The organism is bacterium, from assembly GCA_021158245.1.
Lineage (GTDB): Bacteria > Zhuqueibacterota > QNDG01 > QNDG01 > QNDG01 > QNDG01.
Map to the genome: position 1 here is coordinate 12,443 of JAGGVB010000200.1, position 21,016 is coordinate 33,458.

General features: G+C 39.2%; 21 protein-coding genes. 19 read left to right on the top strand and 2 right to left on the bottom strand.

Translation table 11 applies throughout. From position 1 onward, the window contains the following. Window positions 1-155 precede the first annotated feature (155 nt). The 9 genes from J7K93_12120 (at window position 156) to J7K93_12160 (ending at window position 8,616) form a co-directional block, all read left to right on the top strand. Window positions 156-1,076: a hypothetical protein gene (locus J7K93_12120; GenBank protein ID MCD6117755.1), complete on the top strand. Its 921-nt coding sequence runs from the start codon at window positions 156-158 to the stop codon at window positions 1,074-1,076. Then, complete coding sequence (locus J7K93_12125) at window positions 1,036-1,971, top strand: lysophospholipid acyltransferase family protein (protein ID MCD6117756.1); 936 nt, start codon at window positions 1,036-1,038, stop codon at window positions 1,969-1,971. Before J7K93_12120 ends, J7K93_12125 begins: the two co-directional genes overlap by 41 nt. A 4-nt stretch (window positions 1,972-1,975) precedes the next feature. Beyond that, a complete protein-coding gene (waaF, locus tag J7K93_12130) occupies window positions 1,976-2,995 on the top strand; it encodes a lipopolysaccharide heptosyltransferase II (protein ID MCD6117757.1) in 1,020 nt (339 codons plus the stop codon). Then, complete coding sequence (locus J7K93_12135; GenBank protein ID MCD6117758.1) at window positions 2,992-3,642, top strand: threonylcarbamoyl-AMP synthase; 651 nt, start codon at window positions 2,992-2,994, stop codon at window positions 3,640-3,642. Before waaF ends, J7K93_12135 begins: the two co-directional genes overlap by 4 nt. Continuing rightward, window positions 3,639-4,088, top strand: a complete 450-nt coding sequence (locus J7K93_12140; GenBank protein MCD6117759.1) for a low molecular weight protein arginine phosphatase — start codon at window positions 3,639-3,641, stop codon at window positions 4,086-4,088. Before J7K93_12135 ends, J7K93_12140 begins: the two co-directional genes overlap by 4 nt. Before the next feature lie 3 nt (window positions 4,089-4,091). Further along, window positions 4,092-5,141: a glycosyltransferase family 9 protein gene (locus tag J7K93_12145; GenBank protein ID MCD6117760.1), complete on the top strand. Its 1,050-nt coding sequence runs from the start codon at window positions 4,092-4,094 to the stop codon at window positions 5,139-5,141. Continuing rightward, window positions 5,138-6,043, top strand: a complete 906-nt coding sequence (locus J7K93_12150; protein MCD6117761.1) for a DUF3108 domain-containing protein — start codon at window positions 5,138-5,140, stop codon at window positions 6,041-6,043. Before J7K93_12145 ends, J7K93_12150 begins: the two co-directional genes overlap by 4 nt. After that, a complete protein-coding gene (locus tag J7K93_12155) occupies window positions 6,043-7,002 on the top strand; it encodes a hypothetical protein (GenBank protein ID MCD6117762.1) in 960 nt (319 codons plus the stop codon). The genes J7K93_12150 and J7K93_12155 overlap by 1 nt, the downstream gene beginning before the upstream one ends. 426 nt (window positions 7,003-7,428) lie before the next feature. Next, window positions 7,429-8,616: a sigma-54-dependent Fis family transcriptional regulator gene (locus J7K93_12160; protein MCD6117763.1), complete on the top strand. Its 1,188-nt coding sequence runs from the start codon at window positions 7,429-7,431 to the stop codon at window positions 8,614-8,616. A gap of 113 nt (window positions 8,617-8,729) precedes the next feature. Here J7K93_12160 and J7K93_12165 read toward each other — a convergent pair whose 3' ends face one another. Continuing rightward, on the bottom strand, window positions 8,730-9,851 hold the full coding sequence (locus tag J7K93_12165) for a polymer-forming cytoskeletal protein (GenBank protein ID MCD6117764.1): 1,122 nt from the start codon (window positions 9,849-9,851) through the stop codon (window positions 8,730-8,732). Between the two features lie 4 nt (window positions 9,852-9,855). Then, the gene (locus J7K93_12170) at window positions 9,856-10,419 is read right to left on the bottom strand and encodes a sigma-70 family RNA polymerase sigma factor (protein MCD6117765.1); all 564 of its coding nucleotides are present in this window, start codon (window positions 10,417-10,419) and stop codon (window positions 9,856-9,858) included. Window positions 10,420-10,557: 138 nt separating this feature from the next. Here J7K93_12170 and J7K93_12175 point away from each other — a divergent pair, with 138 nt between their 5' ends. From J7K93_12175 to J7K93_12220, 10 genes are all read left to right on the top strand, one after another. Continuing rightward, window positions 10,558-10,959, top strand: a complete 402-nt coding sequence (locus J7K93_12175; GenBank protein ID MCD6117766.1) for a VanZ family protein — start codon at window positions 10,558-10,560, stop codon at window positions 10,957-10,959. Window positions 10,960-11,056: 97 nt separating this feature from the next. Further along, window positions 11,057-11,206 (top strand): hypothetical protein, encoded by a 150-nt coding sequence (locus tag J7K93_12180; protein ID MCD6117767.1) that lies wholly within the window; start codon window positions 11,057-11,059, stop codon window positions 11,204-11,206. A 30-nt stretch (window positions 11,207-11,236) separates the two neighbouring features. Further along, complete coding sequence (locus J7K93_12185; GenBank protein ID MCD6117768.1) at window positions 11,237-12,397, top strand: hypothetical protein; 1,161 nt, start codon at window positions 11,237-11,239, stop codon at window positions 12,395-12,397. Between the two features lie 70 nt (window positions 12,398-12,467). Further along, a complete protein-coding gene (locus tag J7K93_12190; protein MCD6117769.1) occupies window positions 12,468-12,722 on the top strand; it encodes a hypothetical protein in 255 nt (84 codons plus the stop codon). A 689-nt stretch (window positions 12,723-13,411) separates the two neighbouring features. Further along, complete coding sequence (locus J7K93_12195; GenBank protein ID MCD6117770.1) at window positions 13,412-14,008, top strand: hypothetical protein; 597 nt, start codon at window positions 13,412-13,414, stop codon at window positions 14,006-14,008. A 118-nt stretch (window positions 14,009-14,126) separates the two neighbouring features. After that, window positions 14,127-15,122 (top strand): divergent polysaccharide deacetylase family protein, encoded by a 996-nt coding sequence (locus J7K93_12200; protein MCD6117771.1) that lies wholly within the window; start codon window positions 14,127-14,129, stop codon window positions 15,120-15,122. Window positions 15,123-15,146: 24 nt separating this feature from the next. Then, a complete protein-coding gene (locus J7K93_12205) occupies window positions 15,147-15,860 on the top strand; it encodes a pyridoxine 5'-phosphate synthase (protein MCD6117772.1) in 714 nt (237 codons plus the stop codon). A 227-nt stretch (window positions 15,861-16,087) separates the two neighbouring features. Beyond that, window positions 16,088-19,615, top strand: coding sequence for a pyruvate:ferredoxin (flavodoxin) oxidoreductase (gene nifJ, locus J7K93_12210; protein MCD6117773.1), 3,528 nt, complete (start codon window positions 16,088-16,090; stop codon window positions 19,613-19,615). 103 nt (window positions 19,616-19,718) lie between these two features. Then, window positions 19,719-20,627 carry a ChaN family lipoprotein gene (locus tag J7K93_12215; GenBank protein MCD6117774.1) on the top strand — a complete coding sequence of 303 codons (909 nt, stop codon included), beginning with the start codon at window positions 19,719-19,721 and terminating at the stop codon, window positions 20,625-20,627. 176 nt (window positions 20,628-20,803) lie between these two features. Then, window positions 20,804-20,998, top strand: a complete 195-nt coding sequence (locus tag J7K93_12220) for a type II toxin-antitoxin system HicB family antitoxin (GenBank protein ID MCD6117775.1) — start codon at window positions 20,804-20,806, stop codon at window positions 20,996-20,998. Window positions 20,999-21,016: the final 18 nt, after the last annotated feature.

Sequence of the window (21,016 nt, forward strand, 5' to 3'; positions counted from 1 at the left end):
AGTTACATTTCTTAGTTTAATGCAGTTGTATTAATTAGATACGATAGCACTGCAATAAGTGAGGTAACATCAATTATTATAAGATGTTATGAGTGCTGTTTTGCAGGGGGATAGATTTTAAATGAATGAGTAATTCCCCGATTCAGAGAGAAAAAATGCGGAAAATTGCAGTTTTTACATTTATAATTATTTTTATTATCATTACTTTCAGCTATGGCAGTAAAGATGAAAAGTGGTATCAGTTAAAAGAGGGCGGAATTGTTTTATTATGTCATGACAGAGATGTAAAAACAGCACGGAAATATATAAAAGTCGTTTTACGGCAATCCGATTATATTTCAAAGAATACGGGCTGCACAATGCCTGATGAAATCAGAGTTGTTATTACAGAATCAGAAGCAGAGTTTAACAGATTCACAGGCGGAAGCATACCTGATTGGGGAATAGGTGCTGCCATACCTGCAAATAAGCTTATAATTTTAAAATCACCCTCATTCTCGAATGGAGGGCAGAGCCTTGAAAAGGTGATTACTCATGAGCTGAGCCATATTATGATTTCTCATATTACAAATCACAAAATAATAGAGAGGTGGTTTGACGAAGGGTTAGCTCAATATCAGTCCGGAGAAGGAAGAGTCGGAGGAATTGTTAAAATTGCAAGAGCAGTGCTGACGGATAATCTCATACCTCTTGATAAAATTGATTATGTGCTTGCATTCAGAAGGGAAAAAGCTTCACTTGCATATGCAGAGTCCCGTGCAGCACTTGATTTTATTGCACAGGAGTATGGGACAGGTGCGATAAATGCGATACTTTTGCAATTATCATCAGGCAATACTCTGAATAACGCACTAATCTCTGCCTTACATAAAAATCAGATTGAGTTTCAGTATCAATTTTTCAAAGTGCTTAAAAAGAAATATCGATGGGCAATTTTGCTTGACAGCCGCCTTATTATTAGTATGGTATTTGTTCTGTTGTTTATTTTTGCTTATGTAAACGTTTTAAGAAAAAAAAGAGAGTACAGAGATGATTATGAAATCGAAGAGAGTGATGAAAATACGCCACCGTATTGAGTATATCGTTTTGTATGTGATTATGGTTTTACTCCAGCATACAACCCTTAAATCTGCAATACGCGCTGCGGAACGGTTGGGAGATTTTGTATTTTTTGTTTTAAAAACCAGAAGAAAGGTTGTTTATGATAATCTTACTCTGGCATTTCCTGAAAAGAGTGAAGAAGAGAAATTTAAGATTGCTCGGCGGGCTTACAGAAATTTTGCCATGATGATTTTTGAATACTGCCGTTTCCCTGTGCTGACAAGAGAAGATGTCCTGTCACTTGTTTCAATAGAGGGCGGTGAGAAGATAGAGGAGGCTCTTGAACACGGCAGAGGAGCAGTTATGGTTGCAGGGCATTTTGGCAATTGGGAGCTTATGGGTGCTGCTTTATCTTTAAAAGGATATCCAGTTTGTTTCCTTGTGGGAGAGCAGCACAACAAGCTTGTTGATAACAGAATGAATGAGTTCAGAGAGATGATGGGGATTAAAATTATACACAGAGGAGTAGCTGTCAGGGGAGTACTTAAGGCCTTGAGGGAGAATATGTTTGTTGCTTTGCTTTCCGATCAGGATGCAGGTAAAGATGGCGTTTTTGTCAATTTTTTTGGAAAGCTGTCTTCCACTCATCAGGGGGCTGCGGTTTTTGCTTTAAAAACAAAATCTCCGATTATAACCGGTGTACCGATAAGATATGACGGATATAAACACCATGTAGTCTGCGGTATAATAAAAACAGACCAGTACAACGGCGTAACAGACGAAAACGTAAAGAAACTGACTCAGGCCTATACATCATTTCTCGAGGAACAGATAAGAAAATATCCTGATCACTGGTTCTGGATGCATAAAAGATGGAAATCACATCCGGTAATGGAGAATGAGAGTATAAAAAGAGACGGAGAGGAGTAGAACCATCAGAAAATTTATTGTTGTACAGACAGCTTTTGCAGGAGATGTTATTTTAAGCCTGCCTCTAGCAGATGGAATTAAAAAGCTTTTCCCTGATGCTGATATTTCTTTTCTGGTGACTCCGGAAACGTCAGTGCTTTTAAGGAACAATCCTTCTATTGACAGGATTTTTGAATTTGACAAAAGAGGCATGGAGAACGGGCCTGGCCATTTGTTTAAGTGGATTAAAAAATTGTCAGATGAAAAATTTGATTGTGCAATTATGCCTCACCGTTCAATGAGAAGTGCATTACTGATTTGGGGCGCACGGATACCTGAACGAATAGGATTTAACAAAAGCAGCGGTTTTTTTCTTTTTAACAAAGTAGCTGAATACCCCGTATCAGTTCATGAGGTTGAACGCAATTTTGTTCTCCTTGAAAAATTGGGATGGAAAGGGCGTGTTCCAGGGCCTGTCCTGTATCCCGGAGAAAAGGAGAGAAGGGATGTTGAGATGTTTCTCGGCAGGGCCGGAGTATCTACAAGGCAGGAGCTTATAGCCATTGCACCGGGTTCCATGTGGCCTACAAAGAGGTGGCCTGTAGAATATTTTATTGAGACAGCAAAGGCGTTATGGAATAAACACAGGATAAGATCCATACTTATCGGCGGAAAAGAAGATAAAGGCATTGGTGATTTGATTGTTTCCGGTTCGGAAGGGAGCGCTGTTTCGGCCATGGGGAAGTTTTCTCTATTGTCTTCTGCTGAGATTATCAGAAGATGCAGAGTAACAATATCAAATGACAGTGCGCCTGAGCATCTTTCCGCAGCTGTAGGTACTCCTGTAGTTGCCATATTCGGCCCCACTGCTCCTAAGTTCGGATTCTATCCGTGGGGGAATGGCCATACTGTTCTGTATAAAGGGATTAAATGCAGTCCGTGCGGAATTCACGGAGGCAGAAAATGCCCGAAAAAGCATTTTAACTGCATGAAATTAATAAAACCTGAAGAAGTAATTGAGGCAGTGAATAAGTATCTGAAATGAAAACAAGATTAATAAAAGCCGGGACAAAAGGTATTTTAAAAAAAGACCTTAAAGAAGTTGCAGATGTTTTGAGGTCAGGCGGCGTTATTGTGTATCCAACAGAGACTGTTTACGGAATCGGCTGTGATGCAGAGAACAGAGAGGCAGTACTCCGCATCCGGCATATTAAAGGAAGAGAGGATGATAAACCTATGCTGGTTCTGATTCCTGATAAAAATTACTTGTATAAGATTTCAGGTAAATTAACAGAATCAGCAGATCTTTTAATAAATGCATTCTGGCCGGGGCCTCTGACATTGATTATAAACACCGGGCCTGTTTTCCCCCGTGAGCTTACAGGAGCCTCTTCCGGCCTTGGGATGAGAGTCTCTTCCAATAAAACTGCAATGCAGATAGTAAATGAGTTCGGCGGATATCTCGTTTCCACAAGCGCAAACAGATCCGGCCAGGCACCTGCTGTAACCGGCAAAGATGCATACGGTATTTTCAGCGGAGAAGCTGATATCATTATTGATGCAGGAGCATGCAGGGGCAGAGTGCAGTCAACAGTTGTGGATACAAGAGTTAATCCGCCTGAAATTGTCAGAAATGGCGCTGTTTTTCATCAGGATATTGATAAAGCATTGAGAGGACAGCTTATAAAATGATTGTTGTTTTTGTATGTACCGGGAATTCATGCAGAAGCCCCGTTGCAGAGGGAATTCTGAAACAAAGAATTGCGGAAAAGCCGGGCCTTGATATCAAAGTTGAATCGGCCGGAGTAATGGTGCCTCCCGGGATAAGCGTTTCGGCTAATTCAGTCAGTGTTGCCATGGAACACGGGATTGATATAAGCTTACATGAGCCGAGGCAGATTACGAGAGAGATAATTAACAAGGCGGATCTCATTCTTGTTATGGAGTTTTCCCAGAAAGCACTGCTCATAAGCGCAGTTCGTGAAGCAGAGTCAAAAATATTCCTTTTAAAGGAGTACTGCAGTTCAAATACGGGCGAAATTGATGATCCCATAGGCATGGGAAAAGAAGTATATGAGAAAATTTATTCCGAGATCGAAATTGAGATAGACAGAATATTGCAATGCATTGAAAAGTGAAAAATGGAAAAGCCGTATAAAATATTAGTTATAAGAACAGACAAAATCGGAGATGTTGTACTCTCATTGCCGGTTATAAGTGAACTAAGGAGAGTATGTCCTGATTCTCAACTTACCATGCTTGTAAATCCTGCGGTAAGGGATATTGTTGAAAGTAGTGTTGATATTGACAGCATTTTGTATGACACGGGTGATGAGAATTCTATCAACGGTTTTAGAAATTTTGTACACATGCTCAAAAAAGAGAGTTTTGATGCTGCAATTCTGCTTCATCCGAGCTTAATGCTGTCTGCTGCAATCTATATGGCGCACATACCGGTGCGCGCCGGAACAGGATACAGGCTTTATTCTTTTCTGTTTAACAGAGGAGTATTTGAACACAGGAAGAAGAGCGGAAGGCACGAAGCTGAACTGAATCTCTCTCTGGCGAGGGCAATTTGTCCGGCTGTTGATGTAAACAGAATCCGCTTTCTCTTGGAGGTAGATGATGATTCACTCCGCTCAGTCAGGACAAAATTAAATGCAGAAGGCGTAGACGGGAAAAAACCGTTCATTATAGTGCATCCCGGTTCAAAGGGATCGGCACTTACATGGCCGGAACATAAATTTCATGATTTTGTTGCAATATTTGCAGACAATTTTCCCATACAGATACTTGTCACAGGATTGTCAGAAGAAGAGGCTGTTGTAAAAAATGTTTCTGCCGGTTCGGATTTTGCTTTTAATCTTGCAGGTGTGTTTGATTTAAAGGAGTTGATGGGGCTTATAAAAATGTCAAAGCTGCTTATTGCAAACAGTACAGGCCCGCTTCATATTGCGGCGGCTCTCGGCACACCGGTTATCGGGCTTTATCCTCCTGTTGTTCCCATGAGTGTAAAAAGATGGGGCCCTTATACGGATGTAAAAAAGATTTTTGTACCCGATACAGGCAGAGAGTGTGAAAAATGTACCGGAGCTAAATGTGAATTCTGGAACTGTATGGAGATGATAAAAGCAGAGGATGTTGCTGACAGTGCTGCTGAATTACTTAAAAGAACAGGAGTGCATAAATGAAGCTTCTCTATATTCCTGCTTTAATTATAATGCTTTATACAAAACCATGTATTCAGGACACTACTGTCAGGGTTATAACTGACACTACTGATACTGCTGCTGTTGTCAGCCATTCAGATTCTATAAACAGCGATATTTTATCTCTGCAGGACACACTTGCTGTTGAGGCAGATACTGCTTTTTCTGTCCCGGATTCAGTGAAAATGATAAATGAAGCATTCGGCATTGGCGAAGATTTGGTTTTTGATATTGGATACGGCATAATAAAAGCAGGTACTGCAACTATGAGCATACCTGATACAGAGAGGGTAAAGGGACGGCTCTGTTTTCATATTATTACAACAGCAAATTCCAATAAATTTATCTCAGCATTCTTTAAGGTAAGGGACAGCGTGGAAACTTTTATTGACACGGAAGGCCTGTTTCCCTGGAAATTTGTCAAAAAAATTCGGGAGGGCAGGTACCGCTCTGAAAAGTATGTTGAATATGATCAGGTTAATCATGTTGTAATTGAAAATAAAAGAGATACCTTAAGAGTAGGCTCATTTATCCAGGGTGTCCTCTCATCTTTCTACTATACCCGTTTAATGGAGCTGAAACCGGGGATTTATTTTGATATAGATAATTACGGTGACGGAAAGCTGTATCCTTTAAGGGTATTTGTCCGGAAGAGGCAAAAAGTAAAGGTCCCTGCAGGTACATTCAAATGTATTGTTGTTGAACCGGTTATGAGAGTTGAGGGTATTTTTAAGCAAAAGGGGAAACTTACGATATGGCTTACTGATGATGAATCGAGGATGCCTGTGCTAATGAAGAGTAAGGCTCTTATCGGATCCGTAAGTGTTAAGCTGAGAAAATTTAAAAGAGGAAAAATTTTTAAAAACAGAGAAAGGGCGGAGTAATGTCCCGGTATAAAGAGATTGATCTTTCAAAGATAACGCCTACGTCAATAGAAGACAGAGACAGTAAAGTGGAAACAGGCCAGATGGCAGCTGTTCCGCAGCAGGGGATGAAGATGTCCGAATTTTTCAGCGGGCTGCCTCCTGTTCTTGCTGCGGGAGATTTTAAATTTATTGTTGAGAAAATAGCTGATGCAGTTATAAATAAAAAGCCTGTAATTTTAATGATGGGAGCTCACGTTATTAAAGTAGGCCTTGGCCCTGTAGTTATTGATCTTATGGAGCAGGGCATTTTGAGCAGCGTGGCTTTTAACGGTGCAGGGGCAATACATGATTCTGAACTTGCATATTTCGGCAAGACTTCCGAAGATGTGGGCAGATTTCTTAAAGACGGAAAGTTCGGAATGGCAAAAGAGACAGCGGAAATTCTGAACTCTTCTGCAGACTATGCAATGGAGAATAGCCTTGGTTTCGGAGAGGCTGTCGGGGGAAAAATTACAAATGATTCTCCCCGATATAAGAATGTCAGTATAACAGCGGCTGGTTTCCGTCTTGGCATTCCTGTTACGGTTCATGTGGCTGTTGGAACTGATATTGTCCATCAGCATCCCGGTGCAAGAGGTATGGCCATAGGAGATGCCAGTATGCGCGATTTCAGGATTTTTGCAAATGAAGTTTCAGGATTGGGCGATGGAGGAGTAGTACTGGTTTTCGGATCTTCTGTTATCCTCCCTGAAGTTTTTCTTAAAGCACTTACAATTGCAAGAAACATCCACGGTGAAATTATCAACTTCTACACTGCAAATTTTGATATGATTCGTCATTATCGGCCCTGGATGAATGTTGTGACACGGCCGGTTCAGCAGGGAGGCAGAGGTGTTGCAATTGTCGGACATCATGAGATTATGATGCCGCTTTTATCTGCTGCTGTAAAGGAAGAGATGCATAAAAGAAAAAAATAATGTAAACTTTAGTAAACTCAGGGCATTCAAAAAATACTTGCTGATCTTTCATGAAGCGGCTGTGTTATAAACCTGTTCGATCTAATTGCATGGATCCCGTACAAACTGAATGTGCGGCAATCTCTAAAATTTCAGTTTTATGATACAGAGTCTCTGCAGGTACTCAGTTGTCTGCTTATAATTTTCCCTCATAGTGTAAAGAAAATCATACTGTTTGTATAATATTTCATACAATGCTGCCAGTATTTCAGCAGCTATTGATATAATAGATAAGAATCGAACCATTTTATTGGTTTTGATAACTATCGTATTAATAGATACTTATGGTACACTTAATGATTATACGGAAATTATTTTATTTATATCGTTGTTTAGGTATAAAATTTGCTAATAAGTTAAAATATGGGAAACTATTATGAAAACAGTATGTTGTCAACGATTGCTGAACTCGGCACACCTGCACCGATTCTCGTTTTTGATGCGGATGATCGTTTCAGTGTGACTCTTTTGGAAATTATCAAACCGTATGGATTTTCTGTGGATGCGGTTTATAACAAGTCCAGTCTTTTGCGTGCATGTAAAAAAGGTAATTATAAAGTAGTTTTTATTGATTTGAAAACAGCCGGAACAAGAAGCCTTGACCTTGTACAAAGAATTAAAAGGATGCTTCCGTTTATCCAGCCTGTTATTGTTTTCGGCTGGGGAAGTGAAACCGGTTTTAATTTTTCACTTAATAATAATGTTTTTGATTTTGTAAGAAAGCCTGTCGATCCGGAGCAGATCGTATTTACCATAAAGAATGCAGCAGATTTATCTGACCTGAAACGTGAAAGATGGCTTTTACTTAAAAACGCAAAAGAACAGTTTGAAATTATCGGGCAGAGCAGGCCTGTATTGGAGATAAAAAATCTCATTGAAAAGACATGGAATTCCTGCATTAATGTTTTAATTATCGGAGATCAGGGAACAGGCAAGGAGCTGATTGCCAATTCAATTCATATGAATAGTGCAAGAGCGGCAATGCCCTTTATGCATATAGATGTAAAAAACGAAAATTTCAGGAGTCTGGAAAAAATACTTTTTGGCTCTATTGATGAAATAAATGGTTTGAATCAGGGAGTATTTTCACAAGCAGAGCACGGTACTGTATATTTGAGTAATATTGACAAAATGGATTTAAAGACTCAGGCAAAATTGCTGAGCCTTATTGAACAAGGTATTGTTGAAGTAGAGGGCGGAACTCTAAGCCTTGGCAGAGATACCAGAATTATTGCATCTTCGGAAACAGGCCTGGAAGAAGCAGTACTTAAAGGGAAGTTCAGAAGAGAACTTTTATACCGACTTAATGTTATAAATATAAAAATTCCGCCTCTAAGAGACAGAAAAGATGATATTCCTCTTCTTTTCGATTATTTTTCCAATAAATTTTCTAAAATGTATGATTGTTCCGGAAAAACCATAACCCCGGGTGTGATGAAGATTATCAGAGATTACGACTGGCCTGGCAATGTGGGAGAATTGAGAAATTTTACTGCAAGGCTGTTTCTCTTTTTTAAAGAAGAAATAAGGCCGGAACATGCTGATTTGCTGCTTAAAAACTGGGAATGGCTGTAAATTCCAATCCTTTACAGTCCTTCTGCTTCCATTTGGACTCATCTATAAGTTATCAACCTGCAATTAACAGCCTCTTTTTGCCAACAGTGAACTGCGAGTTGCTAACTGTTGATTTATTTCCTGCCGAATCTTGTTGCTATTGTTGCACCGAATCCGGGAATCCAGGCAATAATATAAACTACAATAACAGTCAGGAAGAAAGTTGTCTGCAGAATCGGGCTGATAAAGGATGAAATTTTCATGAGGATTGACGGAAGTTCTACTGCGAAAAATCCGGTTAATAAAATAATAAATGCGGATTTTGTTTTCACTCCCGCTCTTGGAAGAATATGCTTCCCTACTGAAAGGCTGCAAGCTGTTATCCCTACAAGAAAAGCGGAGAGAACAGCAATCGGGAGCAGGAAAATGGCTACGGGAATACCGATTATAGTTGTTACAAGAATAAGGAAAACAGCAGGCAGAACAATTATTCCTATTACGCCTATTACAAGTGATTTAAGATAGTATTTTGAGAAATATGCATGCACCCTTTCTATGGATTCTTTAAAAGAGTAGAAAATTATCGTTATGACAGAAAGCGTTATAAAGAACCACATCAGCCTGATTATGAGTGCTATAAATGGAAATTTTCTGATTTTAAAAAAGGGAAGGCTTAGTACTTTGCCAAGATTAAATATGTTGGTTGAGCCCATGATGTGTGCTCCGCGATCTATATCAGTTGTACCGAACACACTTACAACATCTTTATGAATTAAACTTGTTGATGCAAGGCGGATATGCCCTGACACAACAATTACCCCGCCTTCTACTTCACCGTAAATATCAGCATTGCCTCCGATCACAACTATATCTCCTGTCACAAATTCATTGCGGCCTACAAGTACATCGTCACCGAATTTGACAATACCTTTACGCTGTGTCCTGTTGGGGTTGTTGAGAATGTGTGCAAAATAGAGGAGCAAGGTGTCCCTGCTGCCTTTTGTTTGTAATGCCATTTTTGAAAGTTTCGGCATGTATTTTAACATTGAGTCAATAGCATCTGCTTTGATATTTATCTGGAATACAGGGTCAGGAGATTCCGAATTGTCACTTTTATGCTGAATTAATACATCTGAATAGAGCCGCATATTTTCACGAAGCTTTTTTAACTGCCTTTTTGCAGCGGATGTGTCCTGCTGTGCATAAGCAGAAACAAAAAGAGATAGAATGATAAATAAAGACTGGATTTTTTTCATCGGATTATTCCTGTATTTTCTTTTTTAACATTTCTCTGGCCCGAAAGATTCTGGCTTTGACAGTTCCGATAGGAATTTTGAGTATTTTGCTGATATCCTCATAAGAATAATCTTCCTGATGCCTTAGAACAAGCGCACGTTTGTATTTTTCAGGCAGGGATTCAATCTGCTCAAGAATATTGTCAATGCTTTCTTTATACAGAAGATTTTTATCCGGGCTGAATGATTCGTCTTTTATCTCATGAGTAATTTCACCCTTGCTGAATTTTATCGGTTTATCAATGGAAAATGTTTTCAGTTTTCTTTTTCTTATTGTGTCTATGCTGTGGTTAAAAGCAATTTTATACAGCCATGTTGAAAATGCATATTTGTTGTTGTAGCTTTCCAGGGACTTAAATGCTTTGAGAAAAGTCTCCTGAACCAGATCCTCAGTCTCTTCTCTGTTTTTAATGATTTGGTATATCATTTTAAATATTCCCGGCTGATACCTGTCCATCAGGGCTTTAAATGCATACTGCTTGCCCTGCAGTGCATCATCAACGAATTTTTGGATATTTTTTTTAACCACGCTTCACCAATTTATTAATACGGAAGGATCTTTTGAAGGTTTTGAGAAAAGTACATAAAAATATTATGGGATTCAAGAAAAAAAAAGATTACATTATATAATTCGCTGTAATAAATAACTGTGTACGGAGATTAATAAATGGAGAATGCATCATCTCTTTCTGCAAAAAGAAAGTTTTTGGCAGCTCATCTGCCTGCATTTTTAATGGCAGTTTTAATATTGACAGTATCGTCAATACCGAGGCTGCAAGCTCCGAGTATCGGAATAGAGCTTGAAGATAAGGCAGCACATTTTTTTGAATATTCTATTTTCTCGATTTTGGTCTACAGATCCCTTGCAGCAGGCAGAAAAAGCAGAAGAGAAGCATTTTTGTTAACAATTATGTTTATGTTTGTTTTTGGTGCAGCTGATGAACTGCACCAGAAGTTCATTCCCGGAAGATTTGCTGAAGTTCTTGATTTTATTGCTGATGTGTCAGGAGCAGTATCAGGAGTTATACTGTTTCATTTTTTGAATAAGCACTATTTAATGCGTAAATGAAATTTTTTTATTGACTTTTAATAATAATTTTGTCATTTTAGAAAGTCAAATCCAGTTTAAAAAACAATATATTTTAAAATAAAAGGAGGTGATTGGAATGGCAGAGATGGCTTATTGTGTAAAGTGCCGTGAAAAAACAGAAATGGTTGACGCAGAGAGAGTAACAATGAAAAACGGCAGACCTGCTATGAAAGGCAAGTGTGCAAAATGCGGGACAGGAATGTATAAGATTCTACCTACCAAGTAGGCAGAGGTAAATTGAGTAAAGGAGGTCTTAATGACTGAAGTGCGGTTTGACTATCGGGATATTTTCCGTTCGGCCAGACTGGCATTCAGCTTCCAGCGCTTGTGGATCCAGTTTGTCAGCTTTATTATAGGATGGGCAGGCTATGTTGTCTTTACATATCTGAGCCTGTTGGCTGGAGGAAATAATTTGGGAGTTGTCTTATCCCGATACGGGTTAGTACCCGGTGTTGTAGGATTAAATCTTCCATGGTATAGTTGGGTTATTTTTAGCATAGGTGCAATATTTATGCTGTTTTTCTGGCTTGTAGGAGCTACAGGTGTGGCAAGAGCAACTTATATGCATCTTAAAGGGAATACATTCTATACATGGAAAGAAGCTTTTGTTTTTGCGTTAAAAACAAAAGGCGGATCTGTAATTTCAACTCCTGTTGCAATTACCGCAATTGCATTCTTTACATGCATCGGCGGATTATTTATCGGATTGTTGGGCAGAATCCCGTATATTGGTGAACTGGGGATTTCCCTGTTTACTCTTTTATGGTTCGGAGCTGCATGTTTTGTAGTGTTTATTGTGCTTGCTATTGTTGTTTCAATGTTTCTTACACCCTCAATTCTTGCAACAACAGACGATGATGCTTTTGAAGGAATGTTCCAGAGCTTTTCTGTGCTTTACGGACAGCCCTGGCGTTTTATTGTTTATGAGATTCTGCTCCTCGTTGTTGTTGTGCTGAGCTTTGGAGTTGTTGCCTTTTTTGTTAAAGAGACATGGCTGGTTATGAATCAAATCCTGATAATGGGAATGGGTGATAAATTTGTCAATATCTCTTATGGCGCATCATATCAGCTCCAGAGCTGGATATATCCTGTTGTAGCCTGGGTAAGAGCAGGATTGGGTGATTATTCGGGTTATTTCTTTTTCAGCCGTGAACTGATAAGCCTTCAGATGCCGATGATTTCAGTGATCTCTTCCTGGATAATGGGTATTTTCCTTCTTTTTATAGGCGGGCTTGTTATTTCTTATCCAATGGCTGTATTTAATGCAGGGAATACCATTATATTTCTTGCCTTAAAGAAGAAAAAGGATGGCGAGAATCTTCTTGAAAGAAAAGACCGCGAGGAGGAAGAAGAGGAGGAACTTTCCGAAGAAGAAGCGGAATCAGGCAAAGAGGATAACAACAAAGAAAAAGAATGAGTTTTCAAATATAGTTTAATTTAAAGGCGCCGTTTTTTAAAAAGACAGGCGCCTTTTCTATGAAGGCCTTATGAAATATAATGATATGTTATCAGGACGTTTTTTAAAGAGGGAAAACAGATTTACGGTTTTTGTTGATTTGAATGGCAGAACTGTTATAGCGCATATGGCAAATTCCGGACGCTTAAGGGAGCTGCTTGTTCCTGGACGGAAAGCTATAGCCCTGAAAAATGCCGTACCATGGGCCGGAAAGAAAAGCATAAAACATGAAAATCAAAAAGCAATAACACTCTCTGCATACATTAGTCAAACAGACATAATTTAATGATGGGTCTTTTTTTATTTTTGAAATAAAACGGATTGATATTATTCCTTTAATTTTTTAAAGGCTACCGATTTATTTTAAAATCCTTGCACCCCCCGAAAAAACAGTTAAAGAAAGCATCATAAAATTTTATAATTAAAAGAGTTAGTATGCATAAATAAGTTGAAAAAGGTTCTCCGGTTTGTTTTAGTATCAAGCAGAAGGATTACCGGCATCTGCAAATCTCCGTTAAAAAAATGAAGAAAAGCGAACGCCCGGAATCAAATTCTGTCTGAGTCCCGATTTAACTATATGTATAATCAGACAGAAAAATCGGGACGAGTTTATTTGATTCAGAGAGCTTTTTTACATTTTTAGGAGATTTGCAGCAGCCGGTGTTTTTTGGGTACTTTTTTTTAAAAAAAGTACCGCACCGCAGGTTTAGATTAACATTATTATAAATCATTTTTCCGATTCGGACTATTATATTTTGATAAAGAGACTCGGGATTCAGACAGCCGAACTTTCTTAACGCTGCTTCGTTCCCATTTCCGAGCCGGAGATTTTTCTAATGCCGGAGTAAAAACATGCAATACAATTTTCTTAAATTTTCGGGGGGTGCCAGATTTATTTTAAAATCGGGTTGATTCATTGGCTGTCAATTGTTATTTTAAACAAACAACTGCTCATCAGATTTGGTATGAAAAGAAATGAAAAGATTCCTGTATTTAGTGACATTAATTTTTATCCTGTTTGTATCAGCAGAGTGCGAATGGCCTTTTTCAACAAGGGATCCTGAACCCCCTGTAAATAACCAGTCAGCATGGGTGATTCCTGTAAGCCCCGAAATGGTACTTTCCAACCTACAGCGTTCTGTAAAAGAAAAGAGCGTGGAATACTATATCCGATGTCTTACGGATTCGTCTTACAGTTCCAAAAATTTTAAATTTTTACCTGACCCTGAAATATCTGCACAGTACACAGGTATATTTATAAACTGGACAAAGCAGAAAGAAGAGAGCGTCATGAGGCAAGTGTTTTCTATTGTTCCCGATGATTCTACATGCTCTCTTGATTTTGTGCTTTCTTCAGAAGCAGTTGCATCTGAGAGTGCAATTCTCGTTGTAGATTATACTTTAAGAATCCGGCACACGGGAACAGTATTGAAAACAAAAATTTTTAAGGGGCGATCTGAATTCTGGCTTGCACCTGATGTGAGGGGTGAATGGTCAATCTACAACTGGATTGATCACAGAACTTCCGACAGAGAACCGTGGTCTTTATTAAAAGCAAAGCTGGGAGGATAGAGGCCTGAAAATTATTTATAGAAACAGAATAAAGAAAATAATCAGCAATCCCTGGGTACCTGTTACCGGAATGGTTGTAATTACAATTATTATGCTTTTGGCAAGATTCCGGATTAACATGAAGGAGCCCGCAAAGATAATTCCTGTTGATTACCCTGCAGCTGAAATTTTAAAAAGTGCTGTTGATGATGTTTGCCTGGATTTTGATATTATTCCTTCAAAATCAATAAACATAAGAAATAGAAAGGAAGAGTGGAAAATAAAGGTACCGCAGGATCTGCCGGTAGTGAATTTTCATCTTGCATTAAAAGAGAGAATAAACCGCATTCCGGCAAAAATAATAAACGCAACAAGCGATCCTGTATCAGGCCGTGTGAGAGTGAATGTGGGGTATAAAGATTCGGCCTATTTTGATGTTCTTTTAATTCCCATGGATTCTGTAAAGAGAAACAGAGGCAGAATAGCTTTAATAATTGATGATTTCGGCGACAGGTGGGACTCATTTACAAGATCTTTCGCCGATCTTGGAATCCATCTTACAGTCTCTGTTTTGCCGGGCAGGAAAAAAAGCTCTGATGTTGCAAGGGGAATGAACAAGCTGAACTGTGAAGTTATTCTGCATCTTCCCATGGAACCGATCAGCGAGAAATTTCCAAAAGACGGATTAATAATTTTTGATGACATGAAAAGATTTGATATATTAAATATAATTCAGCGTTCTCTTGACGATGTTCCGAATGCAAAGGGCGTTAATAATCATATGGGTTCAAAGGTTACGCAAAACAGCAGAGTAATGGAGATTATTCTCAGAGACCTAAAAAAAAGGGGCCTCTATTTTGTTGACAGCAGAACCACAGCAAAAACAGTTGCGTATCAAATTGCGAGAAGTATAAATATTCCTTGTACAAAAAGAGATATTTTTATTGATTATGAAAAAGACGGGGACACAATTCGAAAACAATTATGGAATCTGGCACGCAAGTCAGAGAAGAGAGGATTTGCGATAGGTATCGGACATTCACGGCCCCTGACTCTGAAAATTCTGCAGCAGGAGGTGGGGAAGATTCAGGCAAAGGGGTATCGGTTTGTTTTTGTATCGGATGTTCTGCATTAAAATTTTATAAGGAGGAGATAAAAGATGGCACGGCTGGGAGTGAACGTTGAAAATGCTGCTCTTTTGAGGAAAGGAGCAAAGACAGGAGAACCTGATCCTGTAAGTATTGCTGTGCTGGCTGAATTAGGCGGTGCTGACGGTATTGTTTGCAGGCTTAGAAAAGAATCTCCCCTTATAACAGAGAGGGATATAAGATTGTTAAGGGAAGTAGTTAAAACTCATTTAAATATTCAGATTGCTCCGGAACAGGAACTTTTGTCTACTGCTTTGAGTATCGGCCCTGATATGATAACTCTAATGCCTGAAAAGAGAGCAGGGTCAACAGAGGGAGGAGGGTTTGATATTTTAGGGCATATGTCCAGGTTTGAGAAAGTTATAAATGAAATAAGAGCTCACGGTATTGTTGTAAGCATTGTAGTTGATCCTGTGTTTCAGCAGGTAAAGGCTGCTGCCAAAGCAGGAGCGGATTATATTGAACTTCAGATGTCGAGATATGCAGAGGCAGAAGATCTGACAGAAAGGGAAGATCAGGTTGAAGCTGTGCGGTCGGTTGCAATCGGTGCGGTAAAAATAGGAATGGGTGTTTCTGCAGGGACCGGCCTGGATTATCACAATGTCAGTGAAATTACTGCTATTGAAAGTATTGAGGAAGTGAACATAGGCCATGCGGTTTTATCCCGTGCAATGTCAATCGGAATGGATTCAGCAGTAAGGGATATGGTAGCTTTGGTTCATTGATAATGATATAAAGAAATATTTGTAAAAATTTTTAGCATTATTTTTGTGAAAAGAGTTTGCTTTTTTCAATTGATATAATTATTTTCTTTTGGTTTTATTTAGATGATGTCCGGTTCATCTGCAGGGCATAATCTTATTAACAATTCATTTTCTTCAATCCTTATGCATCTAATGCATGTGCTGAAAGAAAGTAAATTTTTATAAATTAAAGAAGGAGCATATTGCAAATGAAAAAGTTTAAAAAAGCTACAATGGACGGTAATACAGCTGCCGCTCATGTTGCCTATGCTTTTAGCGATGTGGCTGCTATATATCCTATTACACCATCATCACCTATGGGGGAGTATGCAGATTTATGGGCAGCAACAGGCAGAACGAATATTTTTGGGCAAACAGTTGACGTAATTGAAATGCAGTCAGAAGCGGGCGCTTCAGGTGCTGTGCACGGCTCTCTGTCAGCAGGTGCACTCACTACAACATTTACAGCTTCTCAGGGGCTTATGCTTATGCTTCCCAATATGCATAAGATTGCAGGAGAGATGCTTCCAGCGGTTTTTCATGTTTCAGCGCGTTCCCTTGCATGCCAGTCGCTCTCTATTTTTGGTGATCATTCTGATGTGATGTCTGCAAGAAATACCGGATGGGGGATGATATTTGCGGGTTCGATTCAGGAAATTATGGATCTTGCCGGAGTTGCTCATCTTTCCAGTCTTAAATCAAGAATCCCTTTTATCCACATTTTTGACGGTTTCAGAAATTCCCACGAAATACAGAAAATAGATGTTATTGATTATGAATCATTTGCTGAAATGGTGGATATGAAATATGTTGAGGATTTCAGGAGCAGGGCACTCAATCCGGAAAATCCGAGAGTTAAAGTCGGTGCGCAGAATCCTGATGTATATTTTCAGGGAAGAGAAACAGTAAATAAATATTATGATGCTGCACCTCAAATTGTCCAGGAGTACATGGACCTTATTGCAAAATATACAGGAAGAAGTTATCATCTTTTCGATTACATTGGTACACCTGACGCAGAGAAGGTTATTATTGCAATGGGCAGCGGATGTGAAACAATTGAAGAGACTGTAAACTATCTTGTAAAAGAACGCGGAGAAAAAGTCGGGCTTATAAAAGTCAGGCTTTACAGGCCTTTCTCAGTTGAACATTTGATAAAAGCCCTTCCTGAATCAGTCAAAAAGATTGCTGTGCTTGACAGGACAAAGGAACCCGGCTCAATAGGAGAGCCGCTCTATCTTGACGTTGTTTCTTCTCTGAAGGATAAAAAAGATATTACAATTATTGGCGGGCGTTACGGGCTGTCTTCAAAAGAGTTCACCCCGTCAATGGTAAAAGCTGTTTACGATCATCTTGATGAAGGATGTTTCCATAATTTCACTGTAGGTATTACGGATGATGTAACAAAACTTTCCATACCTGTTAAGGAGCACATTAACACTCTTCCAGAAGGTACAATAAGCTGTAAGTTCTGGGGCCTGGGATCAGACGGAACAGTCGGTGCAAACAAGAATTCCATAAAGATTATAGGTGATAATACTGATATGTTTGCACAGGGATATTTCCAATACGATTCAAAAAAATCAGGAGGTATCACAAGAAGCCATCTGCGTTTCGGAAAGTCTCCTATTCAGTCTGAGTATCTGGTTTTTAACGCTGATTTTGTTGCGTGCCATAATCCTGCATTTATAGGACGGTATGATATCCTTGAAGGTATTAAAGACAACGGAATCTTTTTGCTGAACTCTCATTGGTCAGGAGAAGAAGTATTTGAACATCTTACAAAAGATATGCAGCAGACAATCATTGAAAAGAAGATAAAATTCTACAACATCAATGCTCTTGATATTGCAAAGGGAGTCGGCCTCGGTGGCAGGATTAATACTGTTATGCAGGCTGCATTCTTTATTATCTCCAGTGTACTTGAAAGAGACAAGGCAATTGAGCTTATAAAAAAGGCCATAGAGAAAAGCTACATGAAGAAGGGTGAGAATGTTGTAAAGAATAACTGGGCTGCAGTTGATCGTACTGCTGAAGCTCTTCAGGAGATACCGGTTCCGGATTCATTGCCTGAGAAATTTACTGAAATGAAAAAGCTTGTACCGGACGGTTCCAACGAATTTATTCAGAATGTTATTGAACCCATTATGCGGGAAAAAGGAGATTCTGTTCCTGTTTCACAGATGCCGTACGACGGATTTGTACAATCAGGAACAACTGCACTTGAAAAACGCGGTGTTTCACCAATGGTGCCTCACTGGATAAGCGATAAGTGTATTCAGTGCGGTCAGTGCTCAATTGTATGCCCTCATGCGGCAATCAGAGTAAAGCTTATTGACAGGGATAATCTAAACAATGCACCAGCATCTTTCAACACAATCAAGGCATTAAGTAAAGACGGTGAAAAGCATGATTACAAAGTACAGGTATTTATTGAAGATTGTGTCGGTTGTGTAGACTGTGTGAATGAGTGTCCTACACAGGCTCTTGAGATGAGACCTCTTGAAGGTGAACGCAAACTTGGCGAGGATGACAATGTTGTGTTTTTCCTCAACCTGCCTGAAGATGTACTCAGCACGGTTATCAAGGAGACAACTGTAAAGGGAAGCCAGTTTAAACAGCCTCTTATGGAGTTTTCAGGAGCATGTGCAGGCTGCGGCGAAACCCCTTATGTGAAATTAGCTACACAGCTTTTCGGCGACAGGATGATTGTTGCAAATGCAACCGGGTGCAGCTCTATCTGGGGCGGAACATTCCCGACAATTCCTTACACAAAAAACAAGGACGGCCGCGGTCCTGCGTGGGCAAATTCTCTTTTTGAGGACAATGCAGAATACGGATTCGGAATGCGGCTAGCTGTTGATTCCAACAGAAAACAGCTTAATTACAATATTAAAAAGGCGCTTGAGCAGGGTGTAAGCGGAGATATCGGCGATCTTTTCAAAAAAGCATTGGATTTATGGGATAGTGTCAGTGATGAATCAAAAACAAATGCGGATAATATCAGAAATATTTTATCCGGAGAGCTTGAAAAAGCGCATGGTGATTTAAAATCAACATTAGTGCGTATTAAAGAACTTGATAGCTACTTTGTGGATAAAAGCGTATGGTGCTTCGGCGGTGACGGATGGGCATACGACATTGGTTACGGAGGCCTGGACCATGTAATGGCTTCCGGAAGGAATGTGAATGTTTTAGTTCTGGATACTGAAGTGTATTCAAATACAGGCGGCCAGGCTTCAAAGGCAACACCTCTCGGTTCTGTAGCTAAATTTGCAGAAGCAGGGAAAAAGACTGTTAAGAAAGACCTCGGCCTTATGATGATGAGCTACGGCTATGTCTATGTGGCCTCAGTTGCAATGGGTGCCAATAAAAACCAGCTTATGAAAGCAATGGTAGAAGCTGAAGCATATGATGGGCCATCTATTATTATTGCTTATGCTCCATGTATCAATCACGGATTTGATATGGCCCATACTCAGGATGAAGAGAAAAAATCCGTTGATACAGGGTATTGGCTTCTGTACAGATATAATCCTCAATTAAAAAATGAGGGGAAAAATCCTCTGATACTTGATTCAAAAGAGCCGAAGCTTCCTCTTAAAGATTTTCTTGAAGGTGAAAGGCGCTATGCATCCTTAAAGCAGACATTCCCGGAGAAAGTAGACGGTTATTGGGAAGAGTTTGCAAAGTTTGCAGCTGAACGGTATCAGATGTACAAGAGGCTTTCAGAGTAATGTCTGTAAAATAAATAAAAAGCAGGTCCCCCTTAAGGTGAAAAGCCAGAGGGGGACTTTTAATTTTGAGAAAAAAGTCCGTTTAAACGGAGAGGAGAGAGCTATGAAACGTTATATTTTTATTTCTGTCCTTGTTGTCCTTTTTATTATTTCGGGATGTACTTCAAAACATTCCGTTGATGAGAGATTACCTTTTGTAATAACTGACAGCAGCGGCCAAAACAAAATTTGTTTCGATGAACTGATTAAAAGGCTGCAGTCAAGTGATATGGTTTCTGTTGGAGAGATCCATACTGACAGCCTTACACATGTGCTTGAGTATGAAATTCTAAAAGCCCTTTATTCAAAAAACCAATCTACAGCAATTGCACTTGAGATGTTTGAAAGGGACGTACAGAATGCACTTAATGACTATCTTGCAGGGAAAATTGATGAAGATACTTTTCTCAAACATTCCAGACCCTGGGGTAATTATAAAACTGCATACAAACCGCTTATTGAGTTTGCAAAAACAAACGGCCTCCCTGTTATTGCAATGAATGTGCCGAGAAGATATGCAGCAATAGTTGCACGGAAAGGCGGAAAGGGCCTTGAGACAGTAAGTGATTCTGAAAAAGTATGGATTGCAAAAACATTAAAAGCTCTTGATGACGATTACAGGAAGAGGTTTATCTCTCTTATGACCGGAGGAGACAAACCCATGCCTATGGCTCACATGAACCCTCAAAAGATGTATGAAGCACAGTGTATAAAAGATGACACAATGGCAGAGTCGATTGATAATTTTCTAAAAAAGAATCCGGGTATGAAAATCATTACTTACGAAGGAGATTTCCATTCGGATTACAGACTTGGAATTGTAAAAAAAGTACTTCTTCTTCGCCCTGAATTAAAAGTATCTGTTGTTTCTGTTGTACCTGTTGAGAATCTGGATTCGATTAATTATGATGAGAACAAGGGCAGAGGGGATTTCATTATTTTTGTTAAGAGCGGGAAAGAAAAGAGTCTATAAAGTTAAAAGTTATTAAGTCAGTAAAGTCGAACAGGTTATTTTTAAGTTGCATATTAACCTGCTTTATATTAATTTAATGATAATGAATGTATTATAATTTCCGTGAGGGGAAGGCAGTTTTTTAAGTAAATTCTGTTTTATTCAGGGTAAGAATTGTTATGCCATGAAGGAGAAAGATGGTGAGAAAAAAAAAGTATGTATATTGGGAAGATGGGGAAATGTGGTTGGGATATTTGGAAGAATATCCGGATTATTTGACACTGGGGGAAACGCTGGAGGAGTTGAAAGAGAATCTAAAAGACATCTATTATGATCTTGAAAGTGGAAAAATTCCTTACGTTCGACGAGTTGATGAATTGGAAGTTGCATGAAAAGAAAAGATCTGATCA

Coding starts and splice junctions, on each gene's coding strand:
- nifJ (MCD6117773.1), top strand. CDS start 16,088: ATGAAAAAGTTTAAAAAAGCTACAATGGACGGTAATACAGCTGCCGCT.
- J7K93_12175 (MCD6117766.1), top strand. CDS start 10,558: ATGGAGAATGCATCATCTCTTTCTGCAAAAAGAAAGTTTTTGGCAGCT.
- J7K93_12200 (MCD6117771.1), top strand. CDS start 14,127: ATGAAGGAGCCCGCAAAGATAATTCCTGTTGATTACCCTGCAGCTGAA.
- J7K93_12135 (MCD6117758.1), top strand. CDS start 2,992: ATGAAAACAAGATTAATAAAAGCCGGGACAAAAGGTATTTTAAAAAAA.
- J7K93_12205 (MCD6117772.1), top strand. CDS start 15,147: ATGGCACGGCTGGGAGTGAACGTTGAAAATGCTGCTCTTTTGAGGAAA.
- J7K93_12195 (MCD6117770.1), top strand. CDS start 13,412: ATGAAAAGATTCCTGTATTTAGTGACATTAATTTTTATCCTGTTTGTA.
- J7K93_12140 (MCD6117759.1), top strand. CDS start 3,639: ATGATTGTTGTTTTTGTATGTACCGGGAATTCATGCAGAAGCCCCGTT.
- J7K93_12165 (MCD6117764.1), bottom strand. CDS start 9,851: ATGAAAAAAATCCAGTCTTTATTTATCATTCTATCTCTTTTTGTTTCT.
- J7K93_12215 (MCD6117774.1), top strand. CDS start 19,719: ATGAAACGTTATATTTTTATTTCTGTCCTTGTTGTCCTTTTTATTATT.
- J7K93_12145 (MCD6117760.1), top strand. CDS start 4,092: ATGGAAAAGCCGTATAAAATATTAGTTATAAGAACAGACAAAATCGGA.
- J7K93_12120 (MCD6117755.1), top strand. CDS start 156: ATGCGGAAAATTGCAGTTTTTACATTTATAATTATTTTTATTATCATT.
- J7K93_12160 (MCD6117763.1), top strand. CDS start 7,429: ATGTTGTCAACGATTGCTGAACTCGGCACACCTGCACCGATTCTCGTT.
- J7K93_12155 (MCD6117762.1), top strand. CDS start 6,043: ATGTCCCGGTATAAAGAGATTGATCTTTCAAAGATAACGCCTACGTCA.
- J7K93_12190 (MCD6117769.1), top strand. CDS start 12,468: ATGAAATATAATGATATGTTATCAGGACGTTTTTTAAAGAGGGAAAAC.
- J7K93_12180 (MCD6117767.1), top strand. CDS start 11,057: ATGGCAGAGATGGCTTATTGTGTAAAGTGCCGTGAAAAAACAGAAATG.
- J7K93_12185 (MCD6117768.1), top strand. CDS start 11,237: ATGACTGAAGTGCGGTTTGACTATCGGGATATTTTCCGTTCGGCCAGA.
- J7K93_12125 (MCD6117756.1), top strand. CDS start 1,036: ATGAAATCGAAGAGAGTGATGAAAATACGCCACCGTATTGAGTATATC.
- J7K93_12220 (MCD6117775.1), top strand. CDS start 20,804: ATGGTGAGAAAAAAAAAGTATGTATATTGGGAAGATGGGGAAATGTGG.
- J7K93_12150 (MCD6117761.1), top strand. CDS start 5,138: ATGAAGCTTCTCTATATTCCTGCTTTAATTATAATGCTTTATACAAAA.